Origin of the sequence: Nocardioides sp. LMS-CY, from assembly GCF_018732145.1 — a bacterium.
GTDB lineage: Bacteria > Actinomycetota > Actinomycetes > Propionibacteriales > Nocardioidaceae > Nocardioides > Nocardioides soli.
In genome coordinates, this window is record NZ_CP076104.1 from 603,261 (window position 1) to 620,408 (window position 17,148).

At 70.9% G+C, this 17,148-nt stretch carries 15 protein-coding genes; 9 read left to right on the top strand and 6 right to left on the bottom strand.

Annotation, left to right across the window (positions count from 1 at the left end):
• Positions 1-2 precede the first annotated feature (2 nt).
• The 3 genes from KM427_RS02925 to KM427_RS02935 form a co-directional block, all read right to left on the bottom strand.
• Entirely contained in the window at positions 3-1,013 is a 1,011-nt protein-coding gene (locus KM427_RS02925; RefSeq protein ID WP_215526200.1) for a carboxypeptidase-like regulatory domain-containing protein, read from the bottom strand.
• 70 nt (positions 1,014-1,083) lie between these two features.
• The gene (locus KM427_RS02930) at positions 1,084-1,755 is read right to left on the bottom strand and encodes a hypothetical protein (protein WP_215526201.1); all 672 of its coding nucleotides are present in this window, start codon (positions 1,753-1,755) and stop codon (positions 1,084-1,086) included.
• 18 nt (positions 1,756-1,773) lie between these two features.
• Positions 1,774-2,277, bottom strand: a complete 504-nt coding sequence (locus tag KM427_RS02935; RefSeq protein ID WP_183592536.1) for a sigma-70 family RNA polymerase sigma factor — start codon at positions 2,275-2,277, stop codon at positions 1,774-1,776.
• 203 nt (positions 2,278-2,480) lie between these two features.
• On the opposite strand from KM427_RS02935, the gene topA reads away from it, so the two are divergent.
• The 6 genes from topA (at position 2,481) to KM427_RS02965 (ending at position 10,422) form a co-directional block, all read left to right on the top strand.
• The gene (topA, locus tag KM427_RS02940; protein WP_183592537.1) at positions 2,481-5,177 is read left to right on the top strand and encodes a type I DNA topoisomerase; all 2,697 of its coding nucleotides are present in this window, start codon (positions 2,481-2,483) and stop codon (positions 5,175-5,177) included.
• A gap of 315 nt (positions 5,178-5,492) precedes the next feature.
• A complete protein-coding gene (locus KM427_RS02945; RefSeq protein ID WP_183592538.1) occupies positions 5,493-6,476 on the top strand; it encodes an ABC transporter substrate-binding protein in 984 nt (327 codons plus the stop codon).
• A gap of 94 nt (positions 6,477-6,570) precedes the next feature.
• On the top strand, positions 6,571-7,302 hold the full coding sequence (locus KM427_RS02950; protein ID WP_183592539.1) for an ABC transporter permease: 732 nt from the start codon (positions 6,571-6,573) through the stop codon (positions 7,300-7,302).
• Between the two features lie 17 nt (positions 7,303-7,319).
• Complete coding sequence (locus KM427_RS02955; RefSeq protein WP_183592540.1) at positions 7,320-8,099, top strand: ABC transporter ATP-binding protein; 780 nt, start codon at positions 7,320-7,322, stop codon at positions 8,097-8,099.
• On the top strand, positions 8,096-8,851 hold the full coding sequence (locus tag KM427_RS02960) for an ABC transporter permease (RefSeq protein ID WP_183592541.1): 756 nt from the start codon (positions 8,096-8,098) through the stop codon (positions 8,849-8,851). Before KM427_RS02955 ends, KM427_RS02960 begins: the two co-directional genes overlap by 4 nt.
• Complete coding sequence (locus KM427_RS02965; RefSeq protein WP_215526202.1) at positions 8,848-10,422, top strand: amidohydrolase; 1,575 nt, start codon at positions 8,848-8,850, stop codon at positions 10,420-10,422. Before KM427_RS02960 ends, KM427_RS02965 begins: the two co-directional genes overlap by 4 nt.
• 17 nt (positions 10,423-10,439) lie before the next feature.
• Here KM427_RS02965 and KM427_RS02970 read toward each other — a convergent pair whose 3' ends face one another.
• A complete protein-coding gene (locus tag KM427_RS02970) occupies positions 10,440-11,135 on the bottom strand; it encodes an isochorismatase family protein (protein WP_215526203.1) in 696 nt (231 codons plus the stop codon).
• An 80-nt stretch (positions 11,136-11,215) separates the two neighbouring features.
• On the opposite strand from KM427_RS02970, the gene KM427_RS02975 reads away from it, so the two are divergent.
• Positions 11,216-12,583, top strand: coding sequence for an MFS transporter (locus KM427_RS02975; RefSeq protein WP_215526204.1), 1,368 nt, complete (start codon positions 11,216-11,218; stop codon positions 12,581-12,583).
• A 50-nt stretch (positions 12,584-12,633) separates the two neighbouring features.
• On the opposite strand, the gene KM427_RS02980 is transcribed toward KM427_RS02975, so the two are convergent.
• Positions 12,634-13,092 (bottom strand): MarR family winged helix-turn-helix transcriptional regulator, encoded by a 459-nt coding sequence (locus KM427_RS02980; RefSeq protein WP_183592545.1) that lies wholly within the window; start codon positions 13,090-13,092, stop codon positions 12,634-12,636.
• 28 nt (positions 13,093-13,120) lie between these two features.
• A complete protein-coding gene (locus tag KM427_RS02985) occupies positions 13,121-13,846 on the bottom strand; it encodes a cysteine hydrolase family protein (protein ID WP_183592546.1) in 726 nt (241 codons plus the stop codon).
• 276 nt (positions 13,847-14,122) lie between these two features.
• On the opposite strand from KM427_RS02985, the gene KM427_RS02990 reads away from it, so the two are divergent.
• Both KM427_RS02990 and KM427_RS02995 read left to right on the top strand, forming a co-directional pair.
• A complete protein-coding gene (locus tag KM427_RS02990; RefSeq protein ID WP_183592547.1) occupies positions 14,123-15,292 on the top strand; it encodes an ABC transporter substrate-binding protein in 1,170 nt (389 codons plus the stop codon).
• A gap of 90 nt (positions 15,293-15,382) precedes the next feature.
• Positions 15,383-17,131 carry an ABC transporter permease gene (locus tag KM427_RS02995; protein ID WP_183592548.1) on the top strand — a complete coding sequence of 583 codons (1,749 nt, stop codon included), beginning with the start codon at positions 15,383-15,385 and terminating at the stop codon, positions 17,129-17,131.
• Positions 17,132-17,148: the final 17 nt, after the last annotated feature.

The window sequence follows — 17,148 nt, forward strand, 5'->3', positions numbered from 1 at the left end:
GGCTACCGCCGCGGGACCTTGACCCTCACCACGGTCTTCGACGCGACGATCGCGGCCGGCCCGGCATAGGCCACGGTGAGCCGATGCCTGCCGGGCTTCAGCTTGCGCAGCTTCACGACCACCTTGCCCTTGCTCCGCGCGGTGAGCCTGGCCCGGCCCATGCTCCGGCTGCCGTCGGTGACCGACACCGTGCCGACCGGCCGGGGCACGCCCGGAACGGTCACGACGGCGGTGAGCCGGGTCTTCCGCACGGCCGCGGCGACGGACGAGACCGGTCGGGGCACCACGGCCGAGGAGTCCTCGTAGACGGCGTCGGCGCGGGCGCCCTCGGGGTCCTCCACGGTCAGCCGGAAGCCGACCTTCGCGCCGACCGCCTCGAGGGGGACCTTGAACCGCTGCCACCAGGCGCCGTCGCTGTACTCGTCGGCCTCCACACCGCCGATGAACCACTCGACGGTCACGTAGTCCGTGTCGACGGTGATGCCGCTCCAGGAGCCCGTGCTGACCGTGAGGGTCCGACCGACGGCCGCCTCGCCGCTCAGCCGCGGCGCCTGCTGCACCGTCGGTGCCGTCAGCAGCAGGGAGACGTCGGGCAGCAGCCCGTCCTCGAGCTCGACGCCCGACGACGTGACCCGGCCCGCGGCGTCGACGTCGACGGTCGTCGGGTCGTCGTCCGCGTCGTTCTCGAGGTACGCCGTGGCGTACCCGGTCTTGTCGAAGCTGAGCCAGTAGCTGCCGGCCGGCACGCGCACCGCGTAGACCGCCTCGTCGTCGACCAGCTGCGAGGTGCCGGTCGCGACGGCGGAGCCACCGCCTGCAGGTAGCACCGACACGGTGACGCCCACCAGCGGCTCGGCGTCCGGGTCGGACACCGTGCCCGACAGCACGAACGGCTCGACCGCGGTCGCCGCGGGCGCCAGCAGGACCGCGGGCGCGGGTGCGGCCAGGAGGAGGCCGAGCATGGCGACGAGGAGCCTGGGCGCGCGCGGGGCGGCGCCGACGGGGGAGCGCATACCTGAATGGTCGGCAATGCGGCCCCGGTTCGTAGCCGAATCCCGAGAACCGGTCGCCGGTCCAGGCCGGTCAGCGGAGCTGGCCGGCCACCTCGAGCGGCTGCTGCTGCTCCTCGCTGCCGAGCGTCATGTCGACCTCCAGCCGCAGCACCGGCGCCGGCTCGCAGGACGCCTCGAGGACCCGGACCGTGCCCGACTCCCCGCCGGCGCTGCTGGCCGCCTCGTTGCCGTCGGTGTCCGCGACGAACAGCACCATCGGGAAGCGGTCGGAGCGCATGTCCCACTCGTGGGGGAACGTGAAGGTCCGATCGCCCTCGATCTTCGGCACGATCCCCTCGAAGTAGACGAAGGGCTCGATGACCCGGTCGCCCTCGACCGCGCGCGGGCTGACCGCCCAGATCCGCTGCGGCCCGCCACCCGCCGCCTCGTCCTCCACCGGGGGCTTGCAGGTCACCTCGATGTCGTGGAAGGCGTACGTCGAGCCGTCGGGCCGGGTCAGCACCAGCTCGCGGGCGGGCGGGTCGACCGCGACGCTCTGGCCGGCGCCGTCGTCGCCGCTCAGCGCCGCGAAGACGGTGCCGCCGACGGCGAGCACGCCCAGCGCGGTGCCTCCGACCAGCACCGTACGCCGACGACGGCGGAGCACCGCGGCCCGCCGCTCGACGCGCTGCACGGTGTCCACCGGCGGCGCCAGCGCGGCGTCCAGGCGCGCGTACCCGTCGTTGATCTGCTGCTCGGTCATGTGCTCAGTCCTCTCGTGTCATGCCTGGCCGACGCGGAGCACGCCGTGCTGGCGGGCGTGCTCGCGGAGCCGCTCGGTCCCGCGGGAGAGCTGGCTCTTGACCGTGCCCTCCGAGCAGCCCATCCGCTCGGCGATGCCGCGCACGTCGAGGTCCTCGACGTACCGGAGCGCCAGCGCGGTGCGCTGCCGCGGCGAGAGGGTCGCGAGCGCCTCGACGAGCCAGGCGTCGACCTCGCCGACGAGCTCGACCGGCGCCGCCTCGCGGGTGCCGACCAGGAGCGGGAGCTCGCGGCGCAGCCGCCGGATCCGGTCGATGTTGAGCCGCACCATCACGGTGCGTGCGTACGCCGCGGGCTCGTCGAGCCGGGTCCGGCCCCAGCGTTCGCCCATCCGGGCGAACGTCTCCTGGGTCAGGTCCCAGGCGTCGTGGGGGTCGGCCGTCAGCGCGTGTGCGAACCCGAGCAGCGACCTGCTCTGCACCGCGACGAAGTCCGCGAAGTCCCCCGTCAGATCACCCTCCACCGTCCGCCTCCGAGTCACCCGGTCGTCCCCTCGCCTACTCTTCCTTGACGGGGACACGGCGCGGAACGTTGAGGGCCCGGGGTGTCTTCTTCGCGGACGCCCGGGAATGCCCGGCGTGCTCCACGCGCTACCGTGTCGGCCGTAGTACCGCTTCACCCGGCAGAGCGAACCGGGCACCATCCCACTGCAGGAGACAAGAACCCGTGGCCCACAAGTTGGTGATCGTCGAGTCCCCGGCCAAGGCTCGCAAGATCGGCGAGTACCTCGGCCAGGGGTACGTCGTCGAGTCCTCCATCGGCCACATCCGCGACCTCCCGCAGAGCGCCGCCGACACCCCGGCGAAGATCAAGGACAAGCCGTGGGGCCGGCTCGCCGTCGACGTCGACAACGGCTTCGAGCCCTACTACGTCGTGCCGCGCGACAAGAAGTCGCACATCTCCAAGCTGAAGACGCTCATCAAGGACGCCGACGAGCTCTACCTCGCCACCGATGAGGACCGCGAGGGCGAGGCGATCGCCTGGCACCTGCTCGACGAGCTGAAGCCCAAGGGCATCCCGGTGCACCGGATGGTCTTCCACGAGATCACCAAGCCGGCGATCCTCGCCGCCGCCGAGAACCCGCGCGAGCTGGCCATGGACCTCGTCGAGGCCCAGGAGACCCGCCGCATCCTCGACCGCCTCTACGGCTACGAGGTCAGCCCGGTGCTCTGGAAGAAGGTCATGTCCGGCCTGTCGGCCGGCCGCGTGCAGTCGGTGGCCACCCGCCTGGTCGTCGACCGCGAGCGCGAGCGGATGGCGTTCCGGGTCGCGTCGTACTGGGACCTCGAGGGCACCTTCGATGCCGGGGCGAGCAAGGAGCCCCGGATGTTCCCGGCCAAGCTCCACTCGATCGACGGCGGCCGGGTGGCCAGCGGCTCCGACTTCGGCCCGGACGGGCTGCTGAAGTCCCGCAAGGACGAGCGCGTCCACCTCGACCGGGCCGCCGCCGAGGCCCTGGTCGCGGCGCTCGCGGACACGACGTACGACGTCCGCTCGGTCGAGGCCAAGCCCTACCGGCGCTCGCCGTACGCGCCGTTCCGCACCACCACCCTCCAGCAGGAGGCGAGCCGCAAGCTCGGCATGAGCGCGTCGGTGACCATGTCGGTCGCGCAGCGCCTGTACGAGAACGGCTTCATCACCTACATGCGTACCGACTCCACCACGCTGTCGGGTGCCGCGATCGGCGCGGCCCGCGCGCAGGTGCAGGAGCTGTACGGCGCGGAGTACCTCCCCGACGCGCCGCGCACCTACGCCAGCAAGGTGAAGAACGCGCAGGAGGCGCACGAGGCGATCCGGCCCGCCGGCGACTTCTTCCGCACCCCTGCGCAGACCGGCCTGACCGGCGACCAGTTCCGCCTCTACGAGCTGATCTGGATGCGCACGGTCGCCTCGCAGATGAAGGACGCGGTCGGCCAGACGGTGTCCGTGCGGATCGGCGGCGCGGCCGCCGACGGCCGGGACGTGGTGTTCGGCGCGTCGGGCCGGGTGATCACCTTCCACGGCTTCCTCAAGGCGTACGTCGAGGGCACCGACGCCGGCAAGCGCAGCGACGACGACCAGGTGCCGCTGCCCGACCTGCACGAGGGCGACGCCGTCACCGCCGCGTCGCTGGCCGCGAACGGCCACGAGACCAAGCCGCCGGCCCGCTACACCGAGGCCACGCTGATCAAGGAGCTCGAGGAGCGGGAGATCGGCCGGCCGTCGACGTACGCCTCGATCATCGGGACGATCCTCAACCGCGGCTACGTCTACAAGAAGGGCACGGCGCTGGTGCCGGCCTGGCTGGCGTTCTCGGTGATCCGACTGCTGGAGGAGCACTTCCCGCGGCAGGTCTCCTACGAGTTCACCGCCGGCATGGAGGACGTGCTCGACGAGATCGCCGGCGGCCGCAAGGACCGCAACACCGAGCTCTCGGAGTTCTACTACGGCTCCGACACGGTGGCCGGGCTCAAGCCGCTCGTCGACGGGCTCGGCGACATCGACGCGCGCGAGCTGGCCACCTTCCCGATCGCCGGACCCGACTCGGGCGTCCACCTGCGCGTGGGTCGCTACGGCCCCTACCTGGAGGGCCCGGACGACGAGGGCACGCCGTACGCCCGCCGCGCGAACGTGCCCGACGACCTGCCGCCCGACGAGCTGACCCTCGAGAAGGCCAAGGAGCTGCTCGCCAACCCGGCGGGTGAGGAGATCCAGCTCGGGGTGCACCCGGAGAGCGGCCTGCAGGTCGTGGCGAAGAACGGCCGGTTCGGCCCCTACGTCACCGAGGTGCTGCCCGAGGACGTGAAGAAGGGCACCAAGCCGCGCACCGGCTCGCTCTTCAAGTCGATGTCGCTCGACACGATCACCCTCGACGACGCCCTGAAGCTGTTGTCGCTGCCCCGCGTGGTCGGCGTCGACCCCGAGTCCGGCGACGAGATCACCGCGCAGAACGGTCGCTACGGTCCGTACCTGAAGAAGGGCACCGACTCGCGCTCGCTCGCCAGCGAGGACCAGCTGCTCACGATCGGCCTCGACGAGGCGCTGCGCATCTACGCCCAGCCCAAGCAGCGCGGCCGGGCCGCCGCCGCGGCCCCCCTCAAGGAGCTCGGCAACGACCCCGTGTCGGGTCAGCCGGTGGTCGTGAAGGCAGGGCGCTTCGGCGAGTACGTCACCGACGGCGAGTACAACGCCACCCTCCGCAAGGACGACTCGGTCGAGTCGATCACGATCGAGCGGGCCGCCGAGCTGCTCGCCGAGCGCCGCGCCAAGGGCCCGGCGAAGAAGGCCGCCAAGAAGACCGCGAAGAAGGCGGCCAAGAAGGCCCCGGCGAAGAAGACCGCGGCGAAGAAGACCGCCAAGAAGGCTCCCGCCAAGAAGGCGTGACCACCCGGTCCGGCGATGGGTCCGGCGTCGTTCGGCGCCGGTGTTGAGGCACTCCGGCCGGCCGTCCGATGGCCGGATCCGGTGGTGTCCGCCGGCCCGCCCCGCGAAGGGCGCGTGCCCGCGTGTTCTCGCAGGTCATCGCGGGGATCGGTGTGCTCCGCGGGCCGCTACGGACGCCCTCGGACCCGGCCCGGGAGTGCTCAAAAACCGCTCACGGGGGTTGACATCCGTCGCGTTTGGTATTTCGATGCATACATTCGTGTACCGAACGTGGAGTCGTTCGGGCTCAGTATGAGGGGTTGTGGCATGGTTCATATGGGTGCGCGGCGGAAGGCGGCCATCGCAGGGAGTCTCGGCCTTGCCATGCTGCTGGTGGCGGCATGCGGCGGTGGCGACGACGGGGGCGAGTCGTCGGACGGCACTCCGACGGTGCGGCTGATCGTGAGCGAGGGCGACTCCCTGCCGTTCATCGGCGCCGAGGCCGGCGCGGCGCTCGGGGTGTGGGACGACAAGGGCATCAACGTCAAGATCATCGACGGCACCTCCTCGACGGTCGGGCCGTCGATCGCCAGCGGCAATGCGGAGATCGGTCTCGGTACCGGCGTCAAGGCGGCCTCCGACATCATCGCCGGGCTGGACGCCACGCTGACGGCCGGCGACGTGCTCCCCTGGGACCAGTACGTGATCGCGTCGCCCGACGCCGGTGCGTCCAAGCCCGAGGACCTCAAGGGCAAGAAGTTCGGGATCTCCAGCTTCGGCTCGGCGGGCCACTTCGCCACGCTGACCGTCGCGAAGAACCTCGGCTGGTCCGAGTCCGACTACGAGGTCGTTCCGCTCGGCAACCTCGAAGGCCTCCTGGGGGCGCTGCGGTCGGGCACCATCGACGCCTTCATCTGGAGCATCGAGACGGTGCTGACCGCCGAGAACGAGGGCTTCGGCGAGAACCTCGGCTCGGTCGCCGACCTGGTCGGTCCGAACGCCTTCGAGGCGTTCCTGGTGAGCAACAAGTACGCCAAGGAGCACCCGGAGAACGTCAAGGCCTTCTTCGAGGGCTACTTCGAGGCGGTCGAGAAGCTGCAGGCCGACCCGGACTGGGTGAAGAAGTTCGTCGTGGACGAGTGGAAGAAGGACCCGGAGGTCGCCGACGAGGCCGTCGACCTGCTGCTGCCGATCCTGTCCACCGACGGGGAGATCCCGCAGGAGAACCTCGAGGGGCTGGCCGACGCCGTCCACACGACCGTCGAGGGCATCGGTGACTTCGACATCACCTCGATCTACAGCTACTGGAAGGACCTCTGAGGTACTCATGCGGCAGCCTTCCGCACAACGTGGTGCTCCTCGGCAGCGACGCGCTCACAGCGCGTCGCTGCTGCGGAGCGCGATCGTCATCGGTGTGATCCTCCTCTGGGAGATCCTGGTCCGGATCGGCGTCATCGACGGCGACTTCTTGAGCGCGCCGACCGAGGTGGTCCGGGCGATGGCCGACCTGCTCGGCGACCCCGACGCCCAGGAGGCCTTCCGGCGTACCGGGTCCTCGATCCTGCTCGCCTTCGTGATGGGCACCTCCGCCGGGCTCTTCGTCGCCCTCGCCCTCGGCGCCTCGAGGCTGCTCCGGGAGGCGTTCCTCGGCCCGATCGCCTTCGTGCTCTCGACCCCGAAGTCGATCTTCCTTCCGATCTTCACCCTCATCTTCGGTCTGGGCGGGATGTCCGCCGCCGCGTTCGGGGCGTTCGAGAGCTTCTTCTACGTCGTCGTGAACGTGATCGGCGGCCTCGGGCTCGTCGAGCAGCGGCACCTCAAGGTCGCCGACGCCTTCGGCGCACGGACCGTGCACCGCTACGCCGACGTGATCCTCCCGGCCGCGCTGCCGGGGATCTTCGCGGCGTTCTGGTACGGCATCAAGCACGCCTTCCTGGGCGTGATGATCGCCCAGCTCTGGGCGTCGGACGGCGGCATCGGGCCGCTGATCCGCACCTACTCCGCCGCCCTGAAGACCGACTACGTCCTCGCCATCGTCTTGCTGATCACCATCGTCGCGGTCGTCGCCGGCGCGCTCTGGACGCGCGCCGAGACCCGGATGAACAGGTGGCGCTCCACCGGCGCCGCAACGGTCGCAACAATCTAGAACTTGGATGCCCAGACATGACTATGAACATCGAATCGGTCACGCTCACCTACGAGCGGGCCAAGGGTGACCCGGTCACGGCGATCCGTGACATCGACCTGGAGGTCCGCCGGGGTGAGTTCGTCTCGCTGATCGGCCCGAGCGGATGTGGCAAGTCGACGCTGCTGCACTGCATGGGCGGGATGCTGCGCCCGAGCTCGGGCAGGATCACGGTGGACGGCGAGCCGATCACCGGCCCGAAGCCGTCGCGGGCGGCGTTCGTCTTCCAGGACTACAGCCTCTTCCCGTGGCGCTCGGTCGTCGACAACGCGGCGACCGGACTGCGGTTCGCCGGGGTGCGGAAGGCCGAGCGGCGCGCGGTCGCGATGAAGCAGCTCGAGCTGGTCGGCCTCGATCACGTCGCCGAGTCCTATCCCGCGGAGCTGTCGGGCGGGATGCAGCAGCGGGTGGCGGTGGCGCGCGCGCTCGCGATGGACCCGCAGATCATGCTGATGGACGAGCCGTTCGGTGCGCTGGACGAGCAGTCGCGGCGGCGGATCGGCATCGAGATGTCGAACGTGCTGACCGAGGCGGAGAAGACCGTCGTGATGGTGACCCACAGTCTCGACGAGGCGATCTTCTGGGCCGACCGGGTGCTGGTGATGGGCAAGGGCCCGGGCCGGATCGTCCGCGAGTTCGTCGTCGACGCGCCCCGGCCGCGCCGGCTCGACTTCATGACCACCGCCTCCTTCGACACGCTGCGGGCTGAGCTGTTCGGCCTGCTGGAGGGCGCGCCCGAGGAGGTCGTCGCACCGTGAAGCACAAGATCGCCGTGTGGTGCCTGCGCATCCTCGGCCTGATCGGACTCTTCGGCGCCTGGGCCTATGCCACCGGTCCCGGCGGGGTCTCGCCGATCCTGGTGCCGAAGATGTCGGTGGTCTGGGAGCAGTTCAAGCTGCTGGTGACCTCCAGTCACACCTGGAGCAGCGCCGGCATCACCGCCGTCGAGCTCCTCGCGGCGTTCGCGATCGCGTTGGTCGCCGGCGTCGTCGTGGGCTTCATCTGCGGGCGCACGCCCTTCCGGGCGGAGGTCGCCGAGCCGTTGATCGCCTGGGGCTACCTGGTGCCGCTGGTGCTCTTCTACCCGCTGTTCATCCTGTGGTTCGGCGTCGGGATGCAGTCGAAGATCGCCTACGGCGCGCTGTCCGGGTTCTTCCCGATCGCGTTCAACTCGCTGCGCGGCTTCCGGGCGATCGACCAGCGCTACCTGAAGGTGGCCCGGGCCTTCGGGGCCAGCGGCAGCCAGACCGACTGGCAGGTGAAGATGCCGGCCGCGCTCCCGATGGTGCTCTCCGGCGTCCGGATCGGTGCGGCCCTGTGCATGATCACCGTCATCCTGGCGGAGATGCTCGCCTCGACCCGGGGCCTCGGCTACGAGCTGGCCCGGGCGTCGCAGACCCTCCAGGTCGCGGAGGCGTTCGCGCTCATCCTGATCCTGCTGGTCTTCGTGGCGATCGTGCAGTACGCCATCAACCACTTCGGCAAGGAGCGATACAGGACCGACGCGTGATCCGGTGGCCCCGCCCGGAGCGCGCCCTCGTCGCGGGCAAGGTGCTCAGCTTCCACGAGCCGGCGGAGACGGTCCTGCCCCGCGGCGTCGTGATCGGCGCCGGGCGCATTCTGGCCCTCTTCGATCCCGACGACCGAGCGGCCCGCCGGGACCTCGGCGTCGCGGTCGAGGACCTCGGCGACACGGTGCTGGTGCCCGGGTTCATCGACGCCCACAACCATCTCCCGTCGGCCGTCCTCGACTCCTTCGCCGTCCCGACCGCGCACGTGCTCTCCAACGACGACCTGGTGGCCGCGCTCGCGGCCGCCGTGGCCGGACTGCCTGCGGACCAGTGGGTGGTCACCGAGCACGCTCTCTCGCTCCAGCAGTTCCCGATCGGCGATCCGCCGTCCGCCGAGGTGCTGGACCGGGTCCCCGGCGACAACCCCATCGCGGTCCGGCTGGGCGCTCACGCCATGGTGCTCAACGGTCGGGCGATGGCCCTGGCCGGCATCGCCGACCACCGGGGCGACCCGCCGGGCGGGATGATCGAGCGCGACCCGAGCGGACGCCCCACCGGGATCATCCGGGAGTACGGCGCGATCGGGCTGGTGCTCCGGTGCTTCGACCCCAGAGCGGTCGCCGGCGACCTGTCGGACGCGATCCGCGCCACCCAGCGCGACTATGCCCGCACCGGGATCACCACCGTGCGGGTCACCGGCTTCCGGGAGGGCGAGCTGGCCGCCTTCCAGGGCGTGCTGGCGGCCGACGGCCGACTGGCCACGCGGGTGTTCGGCGGGCCGCGCCTGGACCCGACCGCCACGCTTGCGGACCGGCTGGCCACGATCGCGAGCTGGCCGGCGGCCACGGGCTTCGGTGGCGAGTGGCTGGCCCACGACGCGGTGAAGATCTTCGTCGACCACGGCATCGAGACGATCGTCGACGGCGGTGAGCCGACGCTGCTGATGGAGCGCGAGGAGCTCGTTGCGCTGGTGGCTCGTGCCGCCGGTCTCGGCTGGGCGGTCACCTGCCACGCCGCGACCCGGGTCGGGGTGGACGCGGTCCTCGATGTCTTCGAACGGGTCCGGCGCACGAGTACGACGCGGCTGAGCATCGAGCACGGGTTCGACGTCTCGGACGCCCAGCTGACGCGGATGGCGGCCCACGACATCTGGTGGTCCACCCAGCCGGCCGTGGTGGGGGTGGAGCTCAACGCCGCCGCGACGGCGTTGAGCCGGCACCGTCTCGTGCCGCTGCGGACCGCGCTGCGCTTGGGCGTCGGCTGCGTCCTCGGCAGCGACTGGAACGGTACGCCGGGCAGGCGGGGCCGGCCGTTCCAGCCGCTGGAGAGCGTGGCGCTGTCGGTCGAGCGGCGCTCGCTGTGGGGTCAGGACTTCGATGTCGAGGAGAGCCTGCCCGTGTCGGCCGCGCTCCACCTGCACACGCGCACGGCCGCGCTCATGCTCGGTCGCGGCGACCTGGGCGTGATCGCCCCGGGAGCGAGCGCCGACCTGGTCGGCCTGGACGCCGACCCGACGGCGACGCTGCGGCCGGGGGTGCGGCTCACCCTGGTCGGCGGCCGCGCCGTCTGACCAGCCGCGGAGGCGGCCTAGTCCCGAGCGCGGCCCGCCAGCATCGCGAGCGCCTCGCTGGAGTCGACGACGTTGCCGTACTTGAGGTTCATGTCGAAGAGCCCGACCGTGTGCGACACCGCGACCCGGTCGAAGCATCCGTCGGCCACGACGCTGACGGGGAGGTTGTTGGAGAAGGCGTCGACGACGGTCGCGCGCACGCAGCCGCTCGTGGTGCAGCCGCAGACGATGAGCGAGTCGATGCCGCGGTCGATGAGCAGGCTGAGCAACGGCGTGCCGAAGAAGCCGCTCGGCTTCGCCTTGTCCAGCACGACGTCCCCGTCCTGGGGCGCCAGGGGCTCGACGATCCGGCGCTGGCTGTCGCGGTCCTCCGCGACCCGGCTGTTCTTCGTCGCCCACCTGCCCGGTCCGAGCCCGGACGCGGGCGACATGCCGCGGGTGTAGATGACGGGCACGTCGTTCGCGCGGGCCGTCTCGCCGAGGGAGCCGATCACCTCGACGGCGTCCCAGGCGGCCTCGCCGCTGCTGTTGCGGAACCGCTTGACGGACTCGAGGATCGGCTCGGGCCGGTCGCCGCAGAACGCCTCGGTCACGTCGATGACCAGCAGTGCCGGGCGCTCGCCGGTCGTGCCGCGCTGGCCGAATCCGCTCAACCGGACGACCTCGCGGTCGAGATCCGTCAGGAGCCGGTCGGCGTCCTGGGTCCACGTCATGTCTGTCTCCTGCCCTCGATGCGGTGCGGCGCTGCCTTCGGTATGCTTATGCATACAATAGCGGCGATGGCGGGAGCGACGTGAACCCCACGAGAAGGTGGCGGCTGGCCGTCGCCGCGATGGGGCTCGGCACGATGCTCAACCCGCTCAGCTCCTCGATGCTCGCCGTCGGCCTGGTGGCGCTGCGCGACGACTTCGGGATCTCGGTCGCCGAGGTCACCTGGATCGTGACGGTCTTCTACCTCACCTCCGTGGTGGCGCAGCCGTTGATGGGCCGGCTCGCCGACGTGGTCGGGCCGCGGCGCGTGCTCGCCGCCGGCATGGTGGTGGTGGCGGTGATGAGCACCGTAGCCCCGCTCGCGCCCGGCTTCGCGGCGCTGTGCGCGATGCGGGTGGCGATCGGCTTCGGGAGCTCCGCGGCCTTCCCCGCCGCGCTGTCGATCATCCGCCGGAGTGCGGACCGCGTCGGCATCGCGCCGATGCCGGCGATCGCGCGCGTGCAGCTGGGCAACTCCATGGGTGTCGTGCTGGGGCCGGCGGTGGGCGGGCTCGTGGTCAGCCTGTGGCACTGGAGCGTGCTCTTCTGGCTGAGTGCTCCGATCGCCCTGTGCGCGCTGGCCGCCGTCCTGCTCCTGATCGAGCCGGACGGGCCGCCGCCGGCGGGCCGGGGGCGATCCCTGATCGCCGCCCTGGACCTGCCCAGCGTCGCGCTGTTCGGGACGACGATCATCCCGATCCTCGTCTTCCTCTCCCGGCCGAGCCGGGGGTGGTCGCTGTCGCTGGTCGCGGTCGGTCTCGCCTCCGCGCTCCTGCTGGTACGGCGCTCGCGCCGGGTCGAGCGCCCCTTCGTCGACCTCTCGCTGGTCACGAGCGCCAGCGTGCTCCCGACCTTCGTCGGGTTCTGGGTGATGACGGTCGTCTACTACTGCGTGTTCTACGGGATGCCCCAGTACCTGGAGGGTGCGCTCGGGTTCGGGACCGGGCAGGTCGGAGCGCTGATGGTGCCGCTGGCGGGCGTCTCGCTGGTCGCCAACCCGGTGGTGGCGAGGGTGCTGACGCGGGTCGGCACGAAGGTGGTCCTGATCGTGGGCGCCGTCTGGATGGCCGCCGGCTCCTGCCTGGCGCTGCTGCTCACCGGGTTCAGCCATCCGGCGCTGGTGCTCGTCGTGTGCGGGGTCCTGGGCGTCCCCTACTGCATCTCGACGCTCGGCTACGCCAAGGCGATGTACGACGAGGCGCCCGCGGCCAAGATCGGCGTGGCGACGGGGATGCTGCAGACCTGCCGGCATGCCGGGGGAGCCGTGGCGACGATCGTGCTCAGCCTGGTCTTCTCCGCGGGGCTGGGGCCGAGCGGTCTCGCCGACATGGTGGTGGTCATGGTGCTGGGCTGCCTGGTGGCTGCCGGGGCGGCGCTGGCCTGGCGCACCAGCTCGCCGGCCGCCGGCTGACGGCGATCGCGCCGGCGCCGTCCCGCGCGTGCCGGACGTGAGTCGCCCGGTCAGGCCCGGGGGCGCGGGCCGGCCAGGCGCTGGAGGATCTCGACGGCGTCGAGCAGGCGCTCCAGCTCGCGCTCCTCGAGCTCGCCGACGCGCTGGCGCAGGTAGTCGTTGGACCGCTCCGCGGCGCTCTCCACCAGGCGCAGACCGGTGGGCGTGAGCCGGACCGTCTGGCTGCGTGCGTCGGTGTCGTCCGGGATCCGCTCGACCAGGTCCTTCTCCTCCAGCCGGCCCACGAGTCGGGTGACGGTCGGCTTGCTGACCTGCTCCCGCTCGGCGAGCTCGCTCAGTCGCATCGGGCCCGTGCGGTGCAGCACGGAGAGCGCCGACAGCTGGGAGGGCGTGACCTCGGCGCCGGCGCTCTTCCGCAGCTTGCGCTCGATGCGGACGATGGCGAGCCGGAGCGTGTCCAGCCGCGCGGGAAGAGGCTCGGAGGTCGACACCTCGGACGGTAGCGCCATGCCGACGATGGTACGGCGGGCGATCGTCTCACGCCTGGGCTCGTGACCCCAGGGTCGTGAGGACGTCGGCCAGCGGACGCACGTCGGCGTACTTCTGATCCATGTCGAACAGGTTGATGGCGTGCGTCGACTCGGTCCGGTCGAACACGCACTCCTCGACCACGGTGACGGCGAACCGGTGCGAGCGGGCATCGACGACCGTCGCGCGCACGCAGCCGCTGGTGGACTCGCCGGCGACGATCAGGGAGTCGACGTCCCACTGCCGCAGCAGCGCGACGAGCGGGGTGCCGAAGAAGGCGCTCGGGGCCGACTTGCGGATGACCACCTCGTCCGGGAGGGGGGCCACCTCGTCCATGATCCGGTAGCCGGCCTCGGCGTCGGCCCGGCTGGTGGCGCCGCCGCGCGGGTTGCGCCAGCCCGGGATCTGAGGATCGCCGGTCACGTGGATGACCGGGAGGCCGAGGCGGCGCGCCTCCCGGAGCAGGTCCTGGATCGGCCCGAGCGCCTCCCAGGCGTTGAGGCCGCAGCTGCTCGGCGTCTCGACGATCGCCTCGAGGAGTGGCAGCGGCCGCTCGCCGAACACTCGGCGGTAGACGTCGATCACCACGACCGCCGGCCGCGGCCCGATCCCGTGCTGGGTCTTGCTCTGGCGGCGGGCTACCTCCTGGTCCTGGGGAGTCAGGAACCGGTCCCAGATCCGGGTATCGGCTGCTCGGGTGTCGTCGGTGCTCTCGTTGGTCGGCGCCGTGCTCATGGCTCTCGCTTCTCCGTTCCGGTGACGACGCCGCCCGAGCACCGCTCTGTGGTCGCCCCGAGAGGCCGCGCAGCGCGGCGAGGGGGCTCGTCCGCAGGCGAGGAACCCGGGTGGCTCGACGTCGAACTCGTGGTTGACAACGTGAACTGTATCACTCAGTATTCCATTGTGTACTAACGTAGACAATCCGCAGTCACGCGGCCGGACGGCCGTCGGTTCCGGGACCGAGTGACTCGCTGCGGGGTGTCCTGACGGGCCTGGGCCCATGGAGGAACCATGTTCACTACGTCGCGGTTCTCCCGACGTCTGAAGGTGTCCAGCGTGATCGCGGGTGCCTGTCTGCTGTCTCTCGTCGCGTCGGCCTGCGGGGCCGGTCCCAACTCCACGGACGCCTCGGGGTCGACGTCGTTCGAGGAGGCCGCGACCAAGACCTCGGACCAGCTGGCCGACATCTACGACCAGCTCGACGGCCTCGGCGAGAGCGAGCGGAAGGCCGAGCTGATCGAGCTGGCGAAGGAGGAGGACGGCCCGATCGTCTGGTACACGGCCGCCGCCGACGACGACACCGCGCCGCTGATCAAGAAGTTCAAGGAGGAGACCGGTATCGACGTCCAGGTCTATCGGGCATCGTCCGCGACGGTCCTCGCCAAGACGATGGAGGAGGCCAAGGCCGGCCGCATCCGCGGTGACGTCCTCAACTTCTCCGGGCTCGACCCGACGATCGCGTCCAACGAGAGCCTGTACGCCGACCTGGAGACGCCGCTGGCCGACCAGATGGTGGAGGGCACGGTCCACGACGACTGGATCGCCGACCAGCTGTACCCGTTCATCGTCGCCTGGAACACCGAGCGCTACCAGGGGAAGTCGCCCGAGACGTTCAAGGACGTGCTGACGGCGTTCGGCGACGGCGAGCTGGCGTTCGAGGCCACCGACTCCAACTGGCTCTTCGGCGTGGTCCAGCTGCTGCAGGAGCAGGAGGGCGTGAGTGAGCAGGAGGCCATCGACATGGTGGCCGACGCCGCGCGCCGCGGCGTTCCGGTGGTCGGCCACACGCTGCTCTCCGAGCTGCTGGCGTCCGGACAGTACGTCGCCGCCGCGACCACCTATCACTACCGGTCGGCACGTCAGGTGGAGGACGGTGCCCCCGTCGCCTGGGAGCCCCAGCCCGGCCCGGTCATCACCACGGTGTCCGGCACCGGCATCGCCGCGACGACGAGTCGGCCCGCCTCGGCCCTGCTGTTCGTCGAGTTCCAGCTGACCGGCGAGCAGGAGTACTGGGTGGAGGCCGGCCGCACCCCCACCAACGAGAACTACCAGGGCGGCATCCTCGGCCAGGGCTTCGACCTCTACATCCTCGACGACGATGCGCTCTACGCCGAGCTCCAGAAGTGGGACGACCTCTACGCCGAGATGATGCAGTCGTCCGGCCGACCCGTGCGGGAGTGACGCGACCAGTTCCCATCGACGGGTCAGGGGTGCCTCGACGGGGCGCCCCTGACCCGGCCGCCAGCCCGTATCGATGAGAAAGCGAAGCTCATGAGCTTGTCCCAATCGGTGAGCGCCCGGCCCGCGGAGCCCGCTCCGTCGCGAGCCCGAGGGCGTCGTACGCGGATCAACCGCGCGCACCTCGCCCTGGCCGTCGTCCTCGTCCTGGTCATCGGCTACCTGGTCGCCAACCCGGTCGTCTACCTGCTGCGGGGCACCTTCCTCGGGCCCGACGGCCTGACGCTGGGCTACCTGGTCGACGCCTTCGGTCAGCCCGGCACGATCCGGATGCTGCGCGACACCGTGGTGTTCGGAGCCGGATCGGCGATCTTCGCGACCCTCATCGGCGCGACGCTGGCGTTCCTGGTCGCGCGCACCGACATCCCGTTCAAGAGCTTCGTCACCGCGGCCTCGCTCGTGCCCCTGATCATCCCGGGCATCCTGCACACCGTGGCCTGGCTGATGCTGGTCAGCCCCAACATCGGCGCGATGAACCCCTACCTGAAGTGGGTCGGCCTCGGCTCGCTCGACATCAGCTCGATGGGCGGGATGATCTTCGTGCAGGGCCTGCACGCCGTCCCGCTCGTCTTCCTGCTGATGCTGCCCGCCTTCAAGGCGATGGACCCCACGCTCGAGGAGGCGGCGGCGATCTCGGGCTCGGGAGTGCTGGAGTCGCTGCGACGGGTCACCCTCCCGATGCTGCGACCGGCCCTCTGGGCGGCGCTGCTCGTGACGGTCGTCAACTGCATCGAGGGCTTCGAGGTGCCGCTCCTGCTGGGCGCGCCCGAGGGCATCCAGGTGCTGTCGACGAAGATCTGGTTCGAGCTGTCGAAGTTCCCGGCGAACTACGGGGCCGCGGGCTCGTACTCCACCCTGCTCATCCTGCTGACCCTGGTCGGCAGCTATCTCTACACGCGCCTGTCGAAGAGCGGCCGCAAGTACCAGACGGTGACCGGCAAGGGATACCGCCCGCGCACCATCTCCCTGGGTCCGTGGAAGTGGCTCGGTGGCGCGTTCGTCGCGGTGTACTTCTTCCTGGCCGTGGTCGCTCCCACCGCGATCCTGCTCTGGGTCTCGACACAGCCGTACTTCCGGCGCCCGCGCGTCGAGCACCTGGCCGACTTCAGCCTGGACCACTACCGGCGGATCTTCGAGAACCCCGTCGTCCCGCGAGCGCTCTTCAACTCCCTGTGGCTCAGTGGCGCGGCCGCGACGATCGTGATGCTCCTGATGGCCGTGGCCGCGTGGGTCGTGATCCGGACCCGGCTCCCGGGCCGCTGGGCCCTCGACGGGTTGGCGTTCGTGCCGCTCGCCCTGCCCGGCGTCGTGCTCGGCGTGGCCCTGATCTTCGTCTACCTGCGCTCGCCGATCCCGGTCTACGGGACGATCTGGATCCTGCTGCTGGCCTACATCACGCTCTACATCCCCTACGGCATGCGCTACGCGTCGAGCGCGATGTACCAGATCGGCGGGGAGCTGGAGGAGGCCTCGGCGATCTCGGGCGCCGGCCTGTTCGAGACGCTGCGCCGGATCGACCTGCCGCTGCTCGCACCGGGACTGCTCGGGGGATGGATCTTCATCGTCGTCTCCGCGATGAGGCAGCTCTCGACGTCGCTCCTGGTCTACTCGCCGGGCAACGAGGTGCTCCCGGTGGTGATCTGGGCGCAGTACTCCGACGGGCAGTTCGGGGCGCTGGCCGCCATCGGCACCTTGATGATCGCGGTCCTGGTCACGCTGGTGATGCTGCTGCTGCTCGTCGGGCGGCGCTCCCGCCGGGGGATCAGCCTCGACGCCATGTGACCGGACCCCACCCAGAC

Excerpts from the sequence above, each read along its gene's own strand:
- KM427_RS02930 (WP_215526201.1), bottom strand. The coding sequence starts at position 1,755 with ATGACCGAGCAGCAGATCAACGACGGGTACGCGCGCCTGGACGCCGCG.
- KM427_RS02980 (WP_183592545.1), bottom strand. The coding sequence starts at position 13,092 with ATGGCGCTACCGTCCGAGGTGTCGACCTCCGAGCCTCTTCCCGCGCGG.
- KM427_RS02995 (WP_183592548.1), top strand. The coding sequence starts at position 15,383 with ATGAGCTTGTCCCAATCGGTGAGCGCCCGGCCCGCGGAGCCCGCTCCG.
- KM427_RS02925 (WP_215526200.1), bottom strand. The coding sequence starts at position 1,013 with ATGCGCTCCCCCGTCGGCGCCGCCCCGCGCGCGCCCAGGCTCCTCGTC.
- KM427_RS02990 (WP_183592547.1), top strand. The coding sequence starts at position 14,123 with ATGTTCACTACGTCGCGGTTCTCCCGACGTCTGAAGGTGTCCAGCGTG.
- KM427_RS02945 (WP_183592538.1), top strand. The coding sequence starts at position 5,493 with ATGGGTGCGCGGCGGAAGGCGGCCATCGCAGGGAGTCTCGGCCTTGCC.
- KM427_RS02985 (WP_183592546.1), bottom strand. The coding sequence starts at position 13,846 with ATGAGCACGGCGCCGACCAACGAGAGCACCGACGACACCCGAGCAGCC.
- KM427_RS02970 (WP_215526203.1), bottom strand. The coding sequence starts at position 11,135 with ATGACGTGGACCCAGGACGCCGACCGGCTCCTGACGGATCTCGACCGC.
- KM427_RS02955 (WP_183592540.1), top strand. The coding sequence starts at position 7,320 with ATGACTATGAACATCGAATCGGTCACGCTCACCTACGAGCGGGCCAAG.